Origin of the sequence: Roseateles microcysteis (genome assembly GCF_036880965.1) — a bacterium.
In the GTDB taxonomy this organism is placed as follows: domain Bacteria; phylum Pseudomonadota; class Gammaproteobacteria; order Burkholderiales; family Burkholderiaceae_C; genus JAUASW01.
In genome coordinates, this window is the sequence record NZ_JBAJMV010000006.1 from 203,063 (window position 1) to 222,209 (window position 19,147).

Annotated in this window: 9 protein-coding genes; 2 read left to right on the forward strand and 7 right to left on the reverse strand. The window is 67.7% G+C overall.

What is annotated here, in order from left to right; all coding sequences use genetic code 11:
* Nucleotides 1-5 precede the first annotated feature (5 nt).
* From V3596_RS17700 to V3596_RS17720, 5 genes are all read right to left on the reverse strand, one after another.
* Nucleotides 6-1,043: an adenylate/guanylate cyclase domain-containing protein gene (locus V3596_RS17700; RefSeq protein ID WP_334279126.1), complete on the reverse strand. Its 1,038-nt coding sequence runs from the start codon at nucleotides 1,041-1,043 to the stop codon at nucleotides 6-8.
* Nucleotides 1,036-1,377, reverse strand: a complete 342-nt coding sequence (locus tag V3596_RS17705; protein WP_334279127.1) for an Hpt domain-containing protein — start codon at nucleotides 1,375-1,377, stop codon at nucleotides 1,036-1,038. The genes V3596_RS17700 and V3596_RS17705 overlap by 8 nt, the downstream gene beginning before the upstream one ends.
* A 183-nt stretch (nucleotides 1,378-1,560) precedes the next feature.
* On the reverse strand, nucleotides 1,561-8,838 hold the full coding sequence (locus V3596_RS17710) for a GAF domain-containing protein (protein ID WP_334279128.1): 7,278 nt from the start codon (nucleotides 8,836-8,838) through the stop codon (nucleotides 1,561-1,563).
* Nucleotides 8,828-12,580, reverse strand: a complete 3,753-nt coding sequence (locus V3596_RS17715) for a GAF domain-containing protein (RefSeq protein WP_334279129.1) — start codon at nucleotides 12,578-12,580, stop codon at nucleotides 8,828-8,830. The genes V3596_RS17710 and V3596_RS17715 overlap by 11 nt, the downstream gene beginning before the upstream one ends.
* 191 nt (nucleotides 12,581-12,771) lie before the next feature.
* Nucleotides 12,772-15,354, reverse strand: coding sequence for a sensor domain-containing diguanylate cyclase (locus V3596_RS17720; protein WP_334279130.1), 2,583 nt, complete (start codon nucleotides 15,352-15,354; stop codon nucleotides 12,772-12,774).
* Nucleotides 15,355-15,449: 95 nt separating this feature from the next.
* On the opposite strand from V3596_RS17720, the gene V3596_RS17725 reads away from it, so the two are divergent.
* Nucleotides 15,450-16,142: a GGDEF domain-containing protein gene (locus tag V3596_RS17725; RefSeq protein ID WP_334279131.1), complete on the forward strand. Its 693-nt coding sequence runs from the start codon at nucleotides 15,450-15,452 to the stop codon at nucleotides 16,140-16,142.
* A gap of 140 nt (nucleotides 16,143-16,282) precedes the next feature.
* The gene (locus tag V3596_RS17730) at nucleotides 16,283-17,839 is read left to right on the forward strand and encodes a sensor domain-containing diguanylate cyclase (RefSeq protein ID WP_334279132.1); all 1,557 of its coding nucleotides are present in this window, start codon (nucleotides 16,283-16,285) and stop codon (nucleotides 17,837-17,839) included.
* Here V3596_RS17730 and V3596_RS17735 read toward each other — a convergent pair.
* Nucleotides 17,836-18,435 carry a DUF1134 domain-containing protein gene (locus V3596_RS17735; protein WP_334279133.1) on the reverse strand — a complete coding sequence of 200 codons (600 nt, stop codon included), beginning with the start codon at nucleotides 18,433-18,435 and terminating at the stop codon, nucleotides 17,836-17,838. The genes V3596_RS17730 and V3596_RS17735 overlap by 4 nt on opposite strands.
* Nucleotides 18,432-19,070: a TetR/AcrR family transcriptional regulator gene (locus tag V3596_RS17740; protein ID WP_334279134.1), complete on the reverse strand. Its 639-nt coding sequence runs from the start codon at nucleotides 19,068-19,070 to the stop codon at nucleotides 18,432-18,434. The genes V3596_RS17735 and V3596_RS17740 overlap by 4 nt, the downstream gene beginning before the upstream one ends.
* Nucleotides 19,071-19,147: the final 77 nt, after the last annotated feature.

The following is a 19,147-nucleotide window of genomic DNA, read 5'->3' on the forward strand; positions in this document are numbered from 1 at the left end:
CCTGTTCAGGCGACGGCGAACACCTCGACCGCCTGCGTCTTGCCCTTCAGATGCACGGGTCCGAGCGACTCGATCTCGAATCCCGCGCCAAGCTGTTCGCGCGTTGCACCATCGATGAGCACCGAGCGCTGTGCCTCCTTGGTGCAGGCCTCCAGCCGCGCGGCCCGGTTCACCGTGTCGCCGACGCAGGTGTAGGTGGCGCGGTCCAGCGTGCCGGTATAGCCGGCGACCACCTCGCCGCTGGAAACGCCCACGCCGATGCGTATCTCGGGCCCGCCGGCCGCGCATTGGTCGGCGCTGAACTGCACGGCCATCTCCACCATCTCGAGCGCCGCCCGCACCGCGCATTTGGCATGGCCCTCCAGTGGCTGCGGTGCGCCGAAGATGGCCATCAGCCCATCGCCGATGATCTGGTTGACCACGCCACCCTGCGCGCCGATGGCGTCGAACATCAGCGTGTAATAGGTGTTCAGCAGCTCGATCACCTCCTGCGGCGGCAGCGATTCGCTCAGCGTGGTGAAGCCGCGGATGTCGCAGAACAGCACCGAGGCCGAGACCAGATGACCGCCCAGCGCAAAGCCCGAGCGCTGCACGTCCTGGGCCACGGCACTGGTGGCGAAGCGGCGCATCAGCTCGCGTTGCTGGTCGCGCAGCCGCTTCTTCTCGAAGCTGGCAGCAATCCGGGCGCGCAAGAGCACCGGGTTGACCGGCTTGTGCAGATAGTCCTCGGCACCGAGCTCGATGCAGCGCACCACATTGGCCAGGCCGTCGAGCCCGGAGGTGACGATCACCGGCAGCTCGCGCAGATCGGGGTCGGCCGTGAGTTGCTCCAGCACCTGAAAGCCGTTCATGCCCGGCATCTCGATGTCCAGCAGCAGGAGATCGAAGCGCTTGCCGCGCAGCGCAGCAAGTGCCTGCAGGCCATCTTCGGCCGTGTTCACGCTGTGGCCCAGCTGCTCCACCAGGCGGGCCAGCAGCAGGCGGTTGACCCGGTTGTCCTCGACCAGCAGGATCTGCGCCGGGTGGGCGCCGGTATCAGCCATGGCAGAGCTCCCGCAGGCGCGCAGCCGCCTGCTGGAACTGCTGTTCCAGCGCCGCCAACGCGCCCTCCTCCACCTGCGCCAGCTGGGACAGCTCAAGACTGCGCGCCTGCGCCGCAAAAGCCAGCGCGCCGAAGGTGCTGCCGTTGGACTTCAGGGAATGCGCGGCGCGGCGAAAGTTGTCTGCCTCACCCGCCGCGCGCGCACTGCGCATCTGGGCCAGCAACTGCGGCGCCTCGTCCAGAAAGGTATCGACCAGTTCGATGACGAAGTCGGCGCCCGTGTTGCCCTGCAACTCAGTGAACACCTCGGTGTCGATGATCTTGCTGTTCGTCATTTCAGTTGCTCCACCGCGCCACATGAAACCAGGTATTCCGGGCCGAGCGCCGGGCCGCCCCCGAGCCGGCCCACATGCGGTGCCGGCGGCTCGATGCCGACGGTACCGGCGCCCCCTCGGGGGGGCGACCAGGCGCGACCGCGTTCAGCGTGGCGTGCTTGGGCGAGGGGCTCACAATTCATTTCAGGACTCCCCGCGCATCTCGGTGCGCATCAAGGCAGAAACCAGGGCCTCGACGCGGATCGGCTTGGTCACATAGTCGTCCATGCCGGCGGCCAGGCACATCTCGCGGTCGCCCTGCATCGCATTGGCCGTCATCGCCACGATGCGCGGCCGCTCGCCGTTGCGCCAGCGGTCGTTGATGCGCCGGCTGGCTTCCAGGCCGTCCATCTCGGGCATCTGCACGTCCATCAGCACCAGGTCGTAGGGCTGGCGCGCCACGCATTCGATGGCTTCCAGGCCATTGCTCGCCACGTCGGCGCGATAGCCCATCTGCGAGAGCAGTCGCAAGGCGAGCTTCTGGTTCACCGCGTTGTCCTCGGCCAGCAGGATGCGCAGCGGGTGGCGCTCACCCAGCTGCGAATCGATCTGCGACTTGGCAACGTTGGCCGACGGCTTGGGCGTGGCCCGGTCCAGGGCCAGCATCGTCACCAAGGTGTCGTGCAGCTGGCTCTGGCGCAAGGGCTTGGCCAGGTAGGCACCGAACAGGCCTTCGGTGTCTCCGGCCTCGCGCCGGCCCAGTGAGCTGAACAGCACCAGTGGCAGATGCGGCGCGAGCGCGCGCAGGCGCCGCGCCAGCTCCAGCCCATCCATCTGCGGCATGTGCATGTCGAGCACGGCGAGCTCGAACTGCTCGCCACCGCGCACCCAGTCGAGCGCGGTCTCGGGCAACTCGGTGTCGCGCACCACCATGCCCCAGCGCTGCGCCTGCAAACTGAGGATGCGGCGGTTGGTGGCGTTGTCGTCGACCACCAGCATGCGATGGCCCAGCAGGTCGGGCTGGGCGCCGATGAAGTCGCGCCGGCCTTCACGCGGCAGCTCGGCCAGCGGCGCCTGGATCGTGAAGCAGAAGGTCGAGCCCTGGCCGGCGCCTGCGCTTTCCACCCACATCGTGCCGCCCATCAGCTCGGCGAGTCGCTTGCTGATCGCCAGGCCCAGGCCCGTGCCACCGTACTTGCGCGTGGTGGAGGCATCCGCCTGACTGAACTTCTGGAACAGGCGGCCCATGGCCTCCTTGCTCAGGCCGATGCCGGTGTCGCGCACGCTGAAGGTCAGCTGCACGCCAGCGCCTTGCAGCTCGGCCGACAGCGTCAGCACCACCTCGCCCGCCTCGGTGAACTTGACCGCGTTGGACAGCAGGTTCAGCAGGATCTGGCGCAGGCGCGTCACGTCGCCCGAGACGGCCGGCGGCACCTCGCCCTCGAACTGATAGGCCAGGTCGATGTGCTTCTCGGCCACACGGCTGCTGACGAGATCCAGCGCCGACTCCACACAGTCGCGCAGGTCGAAGGCCTGGGCCTCGATGTCCATGCGGCCGGCCTCGATCTTCGAGAAGTCGAGGATGTCGTTGATGATGCTCAGGAGCGCATCGCCCGAATCGCGGATGGTGGCGGCAAAGTCGCGCTGCTCTTCGTTCAGCGGCGTGTCGAGCAAGAGGCCGCTCATGCCGATGACAGCATTCATCGGCGTGCGGATCTCGTGGCTCATCGTGGCCAGGAAAGCACTCTTGGCCTCGTTCGCACCTTCGGCAGCGGCGCGTGCCTCCTGCGCATCGGCAAAAAGCCGGGCATTGCGCAGGGCCACGCCCACGTTGGCAGCGATGGTCGAGAGCAGGCGCTGATCGGCCTGGTCGAACACACCCTCGCGCTCGGTGTTTTGCACGCTGATCACGCCCTCGGCATGGCCTTCCACCATCACCGGCACACCGAGGTAGCTGCGCGTCTGCCGGCCCATGCGCACGGTGCCCAGCGCTTCGGTCTGGCGGTCGATGTCGGAGTTGATGATCAGCGCCTCGCCGTTTTCGATGATGCGGCTGGTCAGTCCCTCGCCCAGCGGCCGCGACTGGATCACGTCGCCGTACTGGTAGGGGAAGTTGATCATGCCGGTGTTGCGGTCCAGCAGGGCCACATAGGCCAGGTCGGCCTTGAAGAGCTGGCGGCTCTGCTCGCCCACCAGCTCGATCAGGGCCGCGAGGTCCAGCTTGCCGGCAAGCTGCTGCGAGACGGCATTGACCGTGTCCAGCTCGGCCGCCCGTTGCTGGCTCTCGGCGAACAGCTGGGCGTTTTTCATGGCCACCGAGGCTGCCATCGACAGCCCGGCCAGGAACTCCAGCTCATGGGCGCGGAAGGGCTGGCCGCCATTGCGCCAGACCACCATCGCGCCGCGCACCGCCTCGCCGGCCAGCAGCGGCGCGACCATCAGCCGCTCGTTCTCTTCCCTGTCGGTGCCGGCGATCTGCACCGCGCGTGCATCGGCATTGGCATCGTTGACGAACTCGGCCTGGCCGCGCTCGATCACGCTGCCGATGATGCCCACGCCCGGCTCGACCCGCATCTCCAGGATCTGTTCCGCCACCTCGCCCTGGGCGGCAATGGCACGGTAGCGGGCGGTTTCGCCGTCGTCCTCTGGCAGGAAGACAGCGCTGTAGTCGCCACCCAGAAGCTCTCTTGCGTGGCGCGAGATGCGGTCCATCAGCACGGCCAGGTCCAGTGTCGAAGAAATGTCGCGCCCCACCTCGGCCAGGGCGGCGCTCTCGCGCGTGCGGCGCTGGTTGTCGGCGAACAGCCGCGCCGTCTCCAGGGCCAGGCTCATGCTGGTCGACAGCGTCTGCAGCAGCCGAACCTCGGCTTCCGAGAATGCGTTCTCTCGGTCCAGGTTCTGCAGCGAGATCACGCCGATCACGCGGCCGCCCTGGATCATCGGCACCCACAGCGAGGACTTCGGCGCCTCGCCGACGATGGAAGCCGGCTGGCCGTAGGCCTTCAGGGCCTTGGTCATTCCGGTGTTGATCACCAGCGTCTGGCCCGTGTCCAGCACATGCTTGCGGAAGCCGACGACGCCCAGCGAAGCGGGCACCACCATGCGCTGGCCGCGCTCGATCATGTAGGGATGGTGCAACTCGCCGGTCTGCGAATCCATCAGCGAGATCACCACCACCTGGGCATCGAAGATCTCGCGGATCTTGTCCCCTATCAGGTCGTGGATGCCCTGCACGTCCATCTTGGCCACGAGGCCGGCCTGCACGCTGTTGATGATGGCCAGCTCACTGTTGCGCTGTTCTGTCTCGCTCAGGAGGCGCTGGGTCTCGGCGAACAGTCGCGCGCTCTCCAGCGCCAGGCTCATGCTGTTGGCCAGGGTCTGCAAGAGGCGCAGGTCGCCATCGCCGAAGGCATTCTCACGGTCCAGGTTCTGCAAGGAGATCACGCCGATCGCCTGGCCGGCTTTGAGCATGGGCACCCACAGCGACGAGCGCGGCTCTTCGCCCGCAATCGCCTTGGGGTTGCCGTACTGCAGGTCGATGGCGTCGGCATGGGCCGGAATCAGGAGCGGCTCGCCCGCCGCGATCACGTAGCGCCGGAACCCGATCAGCGGCGTCGGATCGACCTCGAAGCGCTGGCCGCGCTCGATCACGTAGGCGTGGTGCAGCAACTGCTCCTGCTCCTCGTACAGCGCGATGTCCACGACCTGCGCATCGAAGATCTCGCGGATCTTGTCGCCGATCAGGTCATAGATGCCCTGCATGTCCAGTTTGGCCACCAGGCCCGACTGCACGCTGTTGAGGATGGCCAGCTCGGAGTTGCGCTGCTCGGTCTCGGCCAACAGCCGCTGAGTCTGGTCGAACAGGCGGGCGTTCTCCAGCGCCACGCTCATGCTGTTGGACAGCGTCTGCAGGAGCCGCACATCGGCCTCGCTGAAGGCATGCTCGCGGTCCAGGTTCTGCAGCGAGATCACGCCGAGGGCCTTGCCCGACTGGATCATCGGCGCATAGACGGCCGACTTCGGGCTTTCGCCGGCCAGCACCATCGGGTTGCCGTAGCGCTCGCAGGCGCCCACCATGTCCTCGTTGACCAGCAGGCATTCGCAGGTCTCCATCACGTGGCGGCGGAAGCCCACGATCTCGGGGAATGGCGCCAGCTTGAGCCGCTTGCCACGCTCGATCGCATAGGGGTGGTGCAGGCCACCCGTCTGCGGGTCCAGCAGCGAGATCACCACCACCTTGGCGTCAAAGATCTCGCGAATCTTGTCGCCCACCAGATCGTGGATGCCCTGCATGTCCATCTTGGCCACCAGGCCCGACTGCACGCTGTTGATGATGGCCAGCTCGGAGTTGCGCTGCTCGGTCTCGGCCAGCAGGCGCTGGCTCTGGTCGAACAGGCGTGCGTTCTCCAGCGCCACGCTCATGCTGTTGGAGAAGGTCTCCAGCAGTCGCTGGTCCGACTCCGTGAAGGCATGCTCGCGGTCCATGTTCTGCAGTGAGATCACGCCGACCGCGCGGCCGCCCTGCATCATGGGCACCCACAGCGTGGACTTGGGCACGTCGCCGATGATGGCCTTCGGGGCGTCGTATTTCTCGAAGGCCGAGGCCATGTCCTCCTTGAGGAGCAGGCTGCGGCCTGTGGCCAGCACGTGGCGGCGGAAGCCGATCACGGGGATGTCAGCGACCACCTGGCGCTCACCCCGCTCGATGGAATAGACGATGTGCAGCGACTCGCCGCTCGGGTCCAGCAAGGTGATGTTGACCGCTTGGGCATCGAAGATGTCGCGGATCTTGTCGCCCACCAGTTCGTAGATGCCCTGCATGTCCAGCTTGGCCACGAGGCCGGCCTGCACGCTGTTGATGATGGCGAGCTCCGAGTTGCGCTGCTCGGTCTCGGCCAGCAGGCGCTGGCTCTGGTCGAACAGCCGCGCGTTCTCGAGCGCCACGCCCATGCTGTTGGACAGCGTTTCCAGCAGGCGCACGTCGGCATCGCCGAAAGCATGCTCGCGGTCCACGTTCTGCAGCGAGATCACGCCGATCACGCGGGCGCCGGCTGACATGGGAACGAACACGGCGGACTTGGGCATCTCGCCGGCCAGCCGCACCGGGTTGCCGAAGCGACGTGCCGCCTCCAGCGAGTTCTCCAGGATCACCAGGCTTCGGCCGGACTCCACCACATGCTTGCGAAAGCCGACCAGCGGCGTGGGCGGAAGGTGCTGGCGTTCGCCACGTTCGATCAGGTAGCGGTGCTGGACCTGGCGCTCTATCGTGTCCACCGTGGCAATGCTGACGATCTGGGCATCGAAGATGTCGCGGATCTTTTCGCCGATCAGCTCGTAGATGCCCTCGATGTCCAGCTTGGCCGCGAGGCCAGCCTGCACGCTGTTGATGATGGCCAGCTCGGAATTGCGCTGCTCGGTCTCGGCCAGCAGGTGCTGGGTCTGGTCGAACAATCGGGCGCTCTGCAGCGCCGCGCTCATCGCGCCGGCCACGGTCTGCAGGAGCCGCACATCGGAATCGCTGAAGGCGTTCTCGCGCTGCATGTCGACCAGCACGATCAGGCCCAGTACCTCGCTGCCGGACTGCAAGGGCATGTAGACGCCCGACTTCTCCATCTGCGTGCCCGGCAGCAGGGCGCTGCCATAGGCCCGGATCGCGGCGGCCGAATCCCTGTTGATCACCACGGCCTGACGGGTGCGAATCACATGGGCATTGATGCCGCTGTCGCGCAGCGGCCGCGCCGCCATCGGAATGCGCTGGCCATGCTCGTAGAGAAAGGGGTAGTGCATCAGCCCGGCCTGGCGGTCGACGATGCGGATCGCCACGTCGGCATGCTGGAAAATCTCGCGCAGCTTGTCGCCAACAGCGTCGTAGATGCCCTGCATGTCCAGCTTGGCGGCCAGGGCCTGCTGCACGCTGTTGACCACGGCCAGCTCGGCGGCGCGCTGCTCGCTTTCGCGAAACAGGCGCTGGGTTTCGTCGAACAGCCGCGCGTTCTGCAGCGCCGCACCCATGGCACCGGCCATGGTCTGCAAGAGGCGCACATCGGCCTGCGAAAAGGCATGCTCGCGTTCGCAGTCGAACAGGCTCAGGAGACCACGTGCCTGGCCGCCCCATTGCAAGGGCACCCAGACGGCCGACTTCTCATCCGAGCTGGTGCCGGGCAGCGCCGGCGCGCCGAGCCGGCGGCAGGCCTCGTCGAAGTTCTCGTTGATCAGGAGCGGCTGGCCGGTGTTGACCACATGGGCCGTGATGCCATGCAGCGGCTGCGGCTCGATGCGCACGCGCTCGCCCTTCTCGACCAGGTAGGGGAACTCGACCTTGCCGGTGGCCGGGTTGATGATGCGGATGTTGACGTCGCGGCCCGAGAAGATCTCGCGCACCTTGTCGCCCACCGCATCGTAGATGCCCTGCATGCTCAGCTCGGCGGCCAGCGCCTGCTGCACGCTGTTGACCACGGCCAGCTCGGCCGCACGCTGCTCGCTCTCGTGGTAGAGGCGCTGGGTCTCGGCCATCAGGCCGGCGTTGTGAAGGGCCGCGCCCATGCTGTTGGCCAGGGTCTGCAGCACGTGCAGGTCGGCCTCGCTGAATGCGTCCTCGCGATCCAGGTTCTGCAGCGAGAGCACGCCGATGCGCTGGTTGCCCACGGTCATCGGCACGAACAGCACCGAGCGCGGCATCTCGCCGACCAGGACCGGATTGCCGAAGCGTTTGGCAGCCGCCAGCGCGTCCCGGTTTATCAGCAAGGGCTGGCCCGTTTCCAGCACATGCTTGCGAAAGCCGTAGGGTGGACGCGGCGCCGATGGCGTCAGCCGCCGGCCGCGCTCGCGCAGGTATTTGCTGGCCAGCAGGCCGGTGGTCGGCTCGATCAAGGCGAAGCTGACCACCTGGGCGTCGAAGATCTTGTGCACCGTGTCGCCGACCAGCTCGTAAATCTGATCGATGCTCAGTTCGGCCGCCAGCGCCTGTTGCACGCTGCCGATCACCGCCAGCTCGGCCGCTCGCTGGCCGGACTCGGTCTGCGCCTGCTCGGTGACTCGGGCCCGCAGCAAGGCCTCGCTGGCGCCTTCGGCAAAACGCGTCAGCAAGGCCAGGTCGTCCTTCTCATAGCGGCCGATGCGGCCCTCGAGGTCGGCATACAGCAGGCCGATCAGTTCACTGCCCTGCTGCATGGGTACCAGCAGACAGCTGCGCTGCTCGCGCGGCGAGACGCCCTCGGGCCCGTGGCGCAGCCGGGGCTTCTTGGTGCGCAGCCCCTCGTCGATCCAGGCGCTGATGGCCTGCTGCAGCGCCGTCGTGCGCTCGCCGCGCGGCGCGCGACCGGCCGCCAGCTGCAGGCCGTCGTCGCCCATCAACAGCACCAGGCTGCGGCGCGGCGCCAGCAGGCCCTGCATGGCCTCGTCGATCAGGCCCGGCAGTTCTGCTGGCGAGCCAGCCCGGTACAGGTTCAAAAGGGCCTGCAGCAATTCCTGTTCAGTTGCCATCGCGCATCTCCCCCCGCCAGCGGGTCTGCTCCAGCGCCTGCACCAGGGCCTCGACCCGGATCGGCTTGGTGATGTAGTCGTCCATGCCGGCGGCCAGGCATTCCTCGCGGTCGCCCTGCATCGCATTGGCCGTCATGGCCACGATGCGCGGCCGCTCGCCGTTGTGCCAGCGCGTGGTGATGCGCCGACTGGCTTCCAGGCCGTCCATTTCGGGCATCTGCACGTCCATCAGGATCAGGTCGTAGGCCTGGCGCTCGACGCTCTCCACCGCCTCCAGGCCATTGCCGGCCACGTCGGCCCGGTAGCCCATCTGCGAGAGCAGGCGCAGTGCCAGCTTCTGGTTCACGGCGTTGTCCTCGGCCAGCAGGATGCGCAGCGGATGGCGCGTGGCCAGCTGCGCATCAACGGCCGCGGGCCGCGGCTTGTCGGTGCGCGCCGGCAGGCGGTCCAGCGTCAGCAGGTTGACCAAGGTGTCGTGCAGCTGGCTCTGGCGCAAGGGCTTGGCCAGGTAGGCGATGAACAGGCCCTCGGTATCGCCCGCCTCGCGCCGCCCGAGCGAGCTGAACAGCACCAGGGGCAGCTTGGGTGAGTGCTGGCGCAGGCGCCGCGCCAGCATGAGGCCGTCCATGCCGGGCATGTGCATGTCGACGATGGCGAGGTCGAAGTTCTCGCCCCCAGCCACCCACGCCAGCGCCTCCTCGGGCAGGGCCGTGGCGCGCGGCTGCATGCCCCAGCGTTCGGTCTGCAGGCTGAGGATGCGGCGGTTGGTGCCGTTGTCGTCGACGATCAGAAGCCGGTGGTCCATCAGCCCCGGCTGCTGGCCCAGGAACTCGCGCCGCGCCTCGGCCGGCCGCTCGGCCACCGGCGCCGTGATGGTGAAGCGGAACACCGAGCCCCGGCCTGCCCCCGCGCTTTCCACCCACATGGTGCCGCCCATCAATTCGGCCAGCCGCTTGCTGATCGCCAGGCCGAGGCCGGTGCCGCCGTACTTGCGCGTGGTGGAGGTGTCGGCCTGGCTGAACTTCTGGAACAAGCGGCCCATCGCCTCTGGGCTCAGCCCGATACCCGTGTCGCGCACGGCAAAGGAGAGCGTGGCCGCCCTGCGCTCCAACGTGGCGCTGATGCCCAGCACCACCTCGCCGGCCTCGGTGAACTTGACTGCGTTGGACAGCAGGTTCAGGAGGATCTGGCGAAGCCGTGTCACATCGCCGCTGAGCGTCGCCGGCAGCTCACCTTCGAACACATAGGCCAGGTCCAGCTGTTTCTCGGCCGCGCGGCTGCTGACCAGGTCCAGCGCCGACTCCACGCAGTCGCGCAGGTCGAAGGGCTGGGCCTCGATGTCCATGCGGCCGGCTTCGATCTTCGAGAAGTCCAGGATGTCATTGATGATGGTGAGCAGCGAGTCGCCGCTGTCCCGGATGGTGGCGGCGTAGTCGCGCTGCTCCTCGCTCAAGGCCGTGTCCAGCAGCAGGCCGCTCATGCCGATGACCGCATTCATCGGCGTGCGGATCTCGTGGCTCATGGTCGCGAGGAAGGCACTCTTGGCCTCGTTCGCGCCCTCAGCCGCGGCCCGCGCCTCGCGCGCCTCGGCGAACAGCTGGGCGTTGCGTATGGCCACGCTGACACCGGCCGCCAGCGTGGCCAGCAGGCTCTGGTCGGCGGCGGTGAAGCGGCCCTTCTGCGTGGTGCTCTGCACGCTGATCACGCCGATGGCGCGGCCGTCGACGAAGACCGGCACGCCAAGGTATGAGGCCGTCTGCGCGCCCACCTGCGTGGCGCCTATGGCGTCGACCGCCTCGTCCACGTCTTCGTTGAGCAGGAGCGCCTGGCCGGTCTCGATGATCTTGCCGGTCAGGCCCTCGCCGGGCCGCAGCGGCGAGAGCTCGTCGCCATACGCATACGGGAAGCGGATCAGGCCGGCCGCCTCGTCCATCAGGGCCACGTAGACGATGTCGGCGCCAAAAGTCGCGCGCATCTGCTCACCCACGGTCTGGATCAACTCGCCCAGGTCGATCTTGCTCGACAGCGCCTTGCCCAGCGCGTTGACCGTGGCCAGCTCGTTGGCACGCTGCCGGGTCTGCTGGAACAGGCGCGCGCCTTCCAGCGCCACGCTCAAGCTGCCGGCCAACGTGGAAAGCAGGCGCAGGTCGCTGTTGCTGAAGGCGTTCTCGCGGTCCACATTGTCCAGGCCGATGATGGCGACCACGCGCCCGCCCTGCAGCACCGGCATGCGCAAGAGGCTCAGGCTGACCTCGGTACCGGGGATGATGGTGCGCTCTATACCCAGCGCCGCCAGCGTTTCACTCAGCTTCTCGTTGATCAGCAGAGGCTGCGGGTTGCGCAGCACATGCCAGAGCAGGGGCGAGATCTCGTCGTCAGGCACCTCGAGGCGCTGGCCGCGCTCCTGCATGTAGGCGAAGTGCCGAGTACCGGCCTCGGCATCGACCACGGCGATGCTGATGGCCTGGCTGTCGAAGAGCTGACGCAGCTTCTCGCCCACCAGCTCGAAGATGGCGCGCGCATCGAGCTTGTCGCCCAGGCCCTGCTGCACGTCGGCGATGACGGCCAGCTCGGCGGCCCGTTGCTCGGTCTCCTTCAGCAGGCGCTGGGTTTCGTCGAACAGGCGCGCGTTCTCCAGCGCCACACTCATGCTGTTGGCCAGGGTCTGCAGGAGCCGCACATCGGCCTCGCTGAAGGCATGCTCGCGGTCCAGGTTCTGCAGCGAGATCACGCCCTTGGCCTCGTTGCCCACAACCATGGGCACGAACAGGCTGGCCTTGGGAGCCTCGCCCTGGATCGCCAAGGCGTTGCCATAGCGGGTGGCGACCTCGATCATGTTCTCGTTGATCAGCAGCGGCTCGCGCGTCTGCATCACATGCCGACGGAAGCCGCTGACCACCATGGGCTCGTCCGGGAAGCGCTGGCCGCGTTCGATGATGTAGCGGAAGTGCAGCAGGCCGTCGGCCGCATTGAGCAGGCCGATGTCGACCACCTGGGCATCGAAGATGTCGCGGATCCTGTCGCCCACCAGATCGTAGATGGCCTGCATGTCCATCTTGGCCACGAGACCGGCCTGCACGCTGTTGATGATGGCGAGCTCGGCATTGCGCTGCTCGGTCTCGCGCAGGAGGCGCTGGGATTCATCGAACAGCTGCGCGTTCTCCAGCGCCAGGCCCATGGTGGCCGCCACGTTGGAGAGCAGGCGCACCTCGGTTTCGCCGAAGGCATTCTCACGCTCGTAGTTGTCCATCAGGATGGAACCGAGCACGCCGTTGCGGCCGATGATGGGCACGCAGACAAAGGACAGGCTCTGGTCGGTGCCAGGTATTGCCTGCAGGCCGGCGGCCACGATCTCGGCCAGGCTGTTGCAGACCAGGGGCTGGCGCGTGCGCTTCATCGTCTCGAAGCTGCCGCCCGGGTGCGGCGGCTCCGGCGGTACATGCAGGCGCCTGCCGTGTTCGTACTCGTAGAGGTAGTGGGTAAGGTTCTGGCGCGGGTCGTACCAGCGGATGCCGATCTCGCCGGTCTGCAGGAGCTCGCGCAGCTTGTCGCCGACCTGGTCGACGATGGCGAGAAAGCTCAGTTGCTCGGCGATGCCCTGCTGGATGCTGTTGATCACCGCCAGTTCGGCGGCCATGCGCGCCGACCGTGCCTGCACAGCCTGCAGCTGTGCCTCAAGCCCGGCCACCTGCGTGGTCGAGGCTGGATCGTCGGAAACGGCGTTCGTGTTCGATCCCGGCATGGACTAGACAACTGGGTTCGGTCGCAGCCAACGGGCCTGTCCAGCGTTTGGCTGCACAGGAACCGAGCGAGTCTATGCCTCGCTCCGGCGCTTGCCCACTTGGCGTAGACCCCTAGCACTTCTGGGGATGGCGGCGAGGCGTCAGTGGCCGTGGCGCACCGGGGCCCCGCCTCCCCAAGGGTGCTCGGCCTTCAGTCGAGGGGGCGTGCCACGCAATAGCGTGCCTTGCCGGCCCGCTTGGCAGCGTACATGGCATCGTCGGCCCGGCGCAGCAGGCTGTCCGGCGCCTCGCCCGGCGTGGCCAGCGCCACGCCGACGCTGGGCGTCACCACAGGCCGGCCGGCTGCCAGCAGATGCGGCTGGCTCAGGAATTCGAGGATGCGCTCGCACAGCCGGCCCACGTCGGCCTGGCTGCCCGCGTCTTCGACGATGACGGTGAACTCGTCGCCACCCAGGCGGAAGACCGCATCGACGGTGCGCACGCAGGCCTTCAGCCGCTCGGCCACGGCGCACAGCAGCTGGTCGCCGGCGGCGTGCCCCATCGTGTCGTTGACCTTCTTGAAGCCGTCCAGGTCGATGAACAGCAAGGCCAGCAGATGCTTGCTGCGGCCCGCCCGGGCCAGGGCTTCGGGCAGCCGCTCATCGAAACTGCGGCGGTTGGGCAGGCCGGTCAGGCTGTCCAGGCGCGCCATTTCATCGAGCTCGGCCTGGTGGCGCTTGAGCGCCGAGATGTCGCTGAACACGCGGGCATGGTGGGTGAGCTGACCCTCGCCGTCGTGGATGCGGTTGACGCTGAGCCAGATGTCCAGCACGCGGCCGTCCGAGCAGACCAGGCGCGATTCGCCGACCCAGCGCACCGCATCGCCGTCCGGCCCGCCGTCAAACAGCGGCAGGCCCGCAGCACTGACCGGGCGGCCCACCAAGGCGCCAATGTGATGGCCGGTCAGATGCCCGAATGCCGGGTTGCAATCGATGATCTGGTCTTGCGCGTCGCAAATCAGTACCGCGTCTGCCGTCTCGGCGAGCACGCGCGAGCCCAGGCGCAGCCGCTCGGCGCTGCCCCGCTTCTCGGTCACGTCTTCAGCCACGACCAGGAGGTGGTCGACCTGGCCGTCGTCGCCCATCACCGGCACCTTGAGGATGTCCAGGTACTGTCGGCCACCCGAACTCACGGCCAATTGGTCCGAGAAGCGACGCGGCCGGCGCTCGGCCAGCACCAACGCGACTTGGGCGTCAAAGCGAGCTGCGTCGGCCGGGTCGAAGAGCTCTTGCCCCGTGTGGCCCACCACCTGCTCGGCGGTCATGCCGAAGCAGCGCTCGGCCGCTCGGTTCCAGAACATGTAGCGGCCCATCGTGGCCGGCCTTGTGCTCTTGGCGTAGACGGCCAGCGGCAACACGTCCAGCAGGTTCTGCAGGAAGCGCCGCTGCTCGGCCTGGGCACGCTCCGTGTGGTAGCGCTCGCTGATGTCGCGGCTGAACAGGGCCACGCCATCGTCCAGCGGCACGATCTGGTGCTGCAGCCAGCGGTCGACCAGATGAGGCGAATGGCCCAGCCGCTCGCTGACCATGGTCTGGCCGCTGGCCATGGCCAGCTCGAACTCCTGCAGGATGCCGCTCTCGCGCGCCGCCGGCAGCAGCGCGCTGAACTGCTGGCCGATGGGTTCGCGCACGTTCAGCAACGCCGTGGCACGGGCATTGGCATCGATCACCAGCAGGTCAGTGAGCTGGCCGCGCGCATCGTGCTGCGCGCGCATCACCAGCACGGCATCGAGGCTGCCGTCCAGCGTCGCCCGCAAGCGTGCTTCGGCGGCGCGCAGGCGGTGGCGGCTGGCCTCGAGCCGGCGCGACTGCATGAACAGCAGCACCGCCGCGCCCAGCAGCAGGGCGGTCACGACCAGCGCGGTCAGCAGCACGCGCTGGCGATGTCGCTGGTAGTTGGCCAGTACGGATTCGGCGCGCAGGCCAACCAGGGCCACCGCCGGATAGCGCGGCAAGTCGGCAGTGGCAATGAATCGGCGCTGGCCGTCCAGCCGGCTTGCCAGCGGCTCCAGTTGCTCGCGAGAAGTGGCCAGTCGCTCGCGCATCTTGACCAGATCGACCAGTTCGCCGTGGCTGAACTTGTCTTCAAGAAAGCGCGCCCGGATCCGTCCATCCCGGCCCAGGAGGCTCAGCGCCGTGCCGCTGGCTTCATGGCGGACTTCGGGCGAGATCAGTTGCGGCAGGGCGATCAGGGCCGTGACGCAGCCCAGGAACTCACCGCTGGGCCCGTTCAACCGGCGGGTCAGTGGCAGCAGGGGCTGCTTGCCCGCGCCGCTGAGCACTTCGGTTTCGCCCAGGTCGACAGCGCCCGGCTCCAGCTTGCCGGCACGCCGGAAAAACGCGGTGGACTTGACCGAAGCCGGGACCTTGCCGCCCGACTCGATCACCAGGCCATTGGCGTCGGCCACCAGCCAGGCTTCCAGTCCCTCGGTGCCCAAGAGTTCAGCGGCCTGCGGCAGCGGGCGGCCCGTGCCAGTCGCTTCGTGCAGCCGGGTCAGGAGAGCCAGGCTCTGCGAAGCGCGGTCCAGCACCGCGCTGGTATGGGCAGCCAGCTTCTGCGCGCTGCGCTCGGCATCGGTGTGGATCTGCTCGACGTCGGCCTGGTATTCCAGTCGCAGCAGCAATTGCACGTTCAGCGCGACCAGCACCAGCAGCAGGCCCACTGCGATGGTGATGCGACCCAGTGACGAATTGAGCCGCTTGCGCCAGGAAGCAAGGTCGACGTGGAAGGGCATGAGGGCGGTAGGTCCGAGGGGCGGGGCTGGGGGTCGCTGAGTGTACGGGCGCCTCGCCGCTGGTTGGCGGCTGGACACCGGGCTATTCTTGCGCGATGGACGATCGCAACAAGCCCCTGCTGCAGGTGGCAATGACAGCCGAGGCACTGGCCTCGCAGGGGGACCGGGCCGGGTCGCTCGCCCAGGCCCGGGCGCTGCTGCCGCAGTTGTCTGGAGCCGGCGCCGCGCCGCTGGCCGAACGGCTCAGCGCCCTGGCGGAACGCTGTGGCGACTTCGAGCTGGCCCTGCGCTTCTACCAGGCCTTCCATCGCCTCGGGCGCGACGAGGCCGGCGTCGGCGGTCTCAGTGATCGCGCAGCTCTCGAGGCCCGCTGGCCCGCACTGGCGAGCGCTGGCAAGCCGCTCTGCGTCGCACTGCTGGAGGCCGACCAGGCCCTGAATAGCGAGACGCTGGAGCCGGCGCTGATGCAGATGGTGCAATTGCAGCGTGCCCAGTGCCGCGCTCACGATCTGACGCTCAGGCACGGACCGGACAGGCTGCTGCTGGTGCTGCTGGACATCGAGCTGGCCGCCGCCCGCAACGCCTGTGAACGCGTGCGCCGGGCCGTCAAGGCGCATGACTGGTCAGGCTTGAGCGCCACGGCGGGCGGCCTGAGCGTCAGCATCGGCCTGACCGCCTTGCGTGGTGGCGAAGCCCTGGACAAGCTGCTCGCCCGTGCCGAAGCGGGCCTGCAGGCGGCGCGCCGCGAGGGCCGCAACTGCGTGCGTGCTGGCCTGCTCGCCGACTAGGGTCCACCCTCCCCCTCGATGGATGAACCCGTCCAGGCAGGGCGGTGGCGAAGCAAGGGTTGCCGCCATGGTCGCGCTGTCGCGCCCTGCCTACCATGGCGTGAAGATTCCAACGGGAGGTCGCTCCGCGCGAGATGGCCATGCTGTCGCTCAGAACAAGAGGCTTCCGGCTGAGCCTGAGCCAGTGGATGCTCGTGATCTCGCTGCTCACGCTGCTGCCCTTCCTCGGCTTTGCGATCTATGCCGGCCAGCGCATGATCGGCGAGCGCAGCGCCGAGCGCGACCGCTATCTGCTCTCGGTCGCGCAAGACCGGGCTGCCGAAACCCAGATGGTGCTGCAGAAGGCACAGGCCATGCTGCGCGTGCTGACCGTCTCCAAGCCGGCCCAGCAAGGCGATGTCGCCGGCCTGCATGAGCTGGCTGTCGCCGCCCGGCCACTGCATCCTGACGCGGCCGACATCTGCCTGATCAACACCCAGGGCCAGGTCTTGTTCAGCACCGAGCAGGCCCTGGGCGGCGAGCTGCCCCTGCACCCGCAATCCGCGGATGCCCTCGAGCGGCTGCAAAAAGGCGAGATGGTGGTCTCGTCGCTCTATCTCAATGAGAGGCACAAGCAGCATGAGGTTGCGCTCTCGGTGCCGGTGCAGTTGGGTACCTTGGGCATGCACGAACTCAGGCTGGCGATACGCAGCCAGACACTGTCGGCACACCTGGCGCACACCGCCCTCAGCGGCGAACTGGGCACGGCCTTGATGGATGGCAATGGCCTGCTGCTGGCACGCAGCAGCGACGCGCAGCGCCTGGTCGGCCGGCAGGCATCCGAGAGTGTGCAGGCCCTGCTCAAGCGCCCCAACGGCAGCGTGGCGGATACCTTGGACATGCAGGGCCGCGAGATGCGCATGTCCCATGTGGCCGTGGCGGGCGCGCCGTGGCATGTGGTGTCCGGCGTGCCCCGCTCGCAACTGCAGGAGGCCGAGCGCCACACCCTGCTGCAGCTGGCACTGCTGGGCGCCGTCTGCATTGCCCTGAGCATCGCCTTCTCGCTGGCGCTGGGGCTGTACCTCGGCCGGCAGATGCGCAAGGTGGCTGCCTTTCACAGCACCAGCCCGGCCGATCTGGCCAGTGAATCGGCAAACTTCAATGTGCGCGAGCTGCATGTGGTGGCGCATGCGCTGGTCAATGCCGCCGAGAACGAACGCGCCGCCAGCGACCAGGCCGCCCGCGCCCAGCTTGACGGCCTGACCGGCCTGGCGCGGCGGCCGCTCTTCATCAGCAGCGGCCAGCGCATTGCCGCCGAAGCGCTGCGCCGCCGCCATTGCATGGCAGCGCTATATATCGACCTGGACGGCTTCAAGGCCCTGAACGACAGCCGCGGCCACGCGGCAGGCGATGCGGCCCTGGTGCGGGTGGCTGCCCTGATCAAGGACTGCATCCGCGGCGATGACTGCGCCGGCCGCCTGGGCGGGGACGAATTCGGCGTCTTCCTGAGTGCGCCGGCCTCGGCCTTGCGCCATATAGCGATGGCGGTGAGCTCACGGCTGGTCAGCCGCGTCGGCCAGTTGCCGGACGGCCTGGGCTGCAGCATCGGCATCGCGGTGGCCGAGCATCCGCCCTTCGAGATCGAGGCCTTGCTGGCAGACGCAGACGGCGCGATGTTCAAGGCCAAGAAGGCCGGCAAGAACCGCTGGAGTTTTTAAAGCGGATTGATCGACTTCTCGCGCCGGTAGTGCAGGTAGCCGACGCTGGCGCCAGTGCGCAGGCCAACGCCAAGGCGGATGGGCGCCAGAGTCACGCCCTTGGACCGCTGGTAGTTGATGCCGGCGCCACCCACGTAATAGAGGCTGCCTTCAACGCCCGGATAGCGGCGATAGATCGCCGCCACGTTCGGCAGCTTGTAGACCAGCGTGAAGACCTTGGCCGCATTGACGCCAGCGTCCAGGCCGATGGAGGGCCCGGCCCAGAAGACCTTGGCGGTGGCGCCATTCTTCATCTGCAGCGTGCCGTCGCCATAGCGCAGGCCGATGGTCAGCGCGGCGCTGGCTTCCTCGCCCTTGATGTAGCCATTCGGACGGCCCTGCTCCTTGAAAGCCTTCTCGATCACCTTGGCGATGCCGGCGGCACCGGTGCCAAAGAACTCCAGCGCGGCGGCGAGCACCGAGTCCTGGTCATAGGTCGAAGATTCGTCGTCCGCGGACCAGGCCGGTGTCACTGCGAGCGCGGGCACGGCGGCCAGCAATTGCAGGGCTTCGCGCCGGGTCGGGTGGGTGTTTGAACTTCGGGTGTCAGCAATCATGGTTTGTCGTCCCCTGCCGCATAGCGGCTCAAAAACATGTCAACGCAGTCGTCCAGCAGGCGCTCGCCATCGGGGCCGGCCAGCGGTGGCTGGCCCATGGTCAGCTGCGGCCAGAAGGCCAGCGACTTGAGCAGCCCCTGCAGCAAGGCCGAGCCGTATTGCGGATCGACCGGCAGCAAACGTCCATCTGCCTGCGCGGCGCTCAGCCAATCGGCCAGGCCCCGCTCCTTCTCGCCCAGGCGCTCGACCATGTGCCGCGCCCTCTCCGGACTGTGCATCATCTCGGCCACCGCGACCCGCACCAGGTCCAGGAAGCTTGTATCGCTCAGTAAATGCAGCTTGGCGGCCAGCAGCTCGCGCAATTGCTCCCTCAAGGGCCGTTCGGACGAATAGGCGCGCTCTGCCAGGGCGGTGCTGCGCTGGAACAGCAGGAGCAGGATCTCGGCGAACAGCTCGTCCTTGCTGGGGAAATGGTTGTAGACGGTGCGCTTGGAGACCTCGGCCGCTGCGGCAATGGCGTCCATGCTGGCGCGCTGGAAGCCGTGCTGGCGGAACTGGGCCACGGCCGCGGTCACGATGGCTTCGCGTTTGCGGTCGGTCAGGCGCTGGGGTTCGTCCTCGTTCGCTGCGTTCATGGGGAATCCTCGGAATTCGTCCAATACTACACCGCGGGGTTTACTTTTTTGGATTTAACACTACACTGTGCAGTGTA

Excerpts from the sequence above, each read along its gene's own strand:
- V3596_RS17700 (WP_334279126.1), bottom strand. The coding sequence starts at position 1,043 with ATGGCTGATACCGGCGCCCACCCGGCGCAGATCCTGCTGGTCGAGGAC.
- V3596_RS17725 (WP_334279131.1), top strand. The coding sequence starts at position 15,450 with ATGGACGATCGCAACAAGCCCCTGCTGCAGGTGGCAATGACAGCCGAG.
- V3596_RS17735 (WP_334279133.1), bottom strand. The coding sequence starts at position 18,435 with ATGATTGCTGACACCCGAAGTTCAAACACCCACCCGACCCGGCGCGAA.
- V3596_RS17740 (WP_334279134.1), bottom strand. The coding sequence starts at position 19,070 with ATGAACGCAGCGAACGAGGACGAACCCCAGCGCCTGACCGACCGCAAA.
- V3596_RS17715 (WP_334279129.1), bottom strand. The coding sequence starts at position 12,580 with ATGCCGGGATCGAACACGAACGCCGTTTCCGACGATCCAGCCTCGACC.
- V3596_RS17705 (WP_334279127.1), bottom strand. The coding sequence starts at position 1,377 with ATGACGAACAGCAAGATCATCGACACCGAGGTGTTCACTGAGTTGCAG.
- V3596_RS17710 (WP_334279128.1), bottom strand. The coding sequence starts at position 8,838 with ATGGCAACTGAACAGGAATTGCTGCAGGCCCTTTTGAACCTGTACCGG.
- V3596_RS17720 (WP_334279130.1), bottom strand. The coding sequence starts at position 15,354 with ATGCCCTTCCACGTCGACCTTGCTTCCTGGCGCAAGCGGCTCAATTCG.
- V3596_RS17730 (WP_334279132.1), top strand. The coding sequence starts at position 16,283 with ATGCTGTCGCTCAGAACAAGAGGCTTCCGGCTGAGCCTGAGCCAGTGG.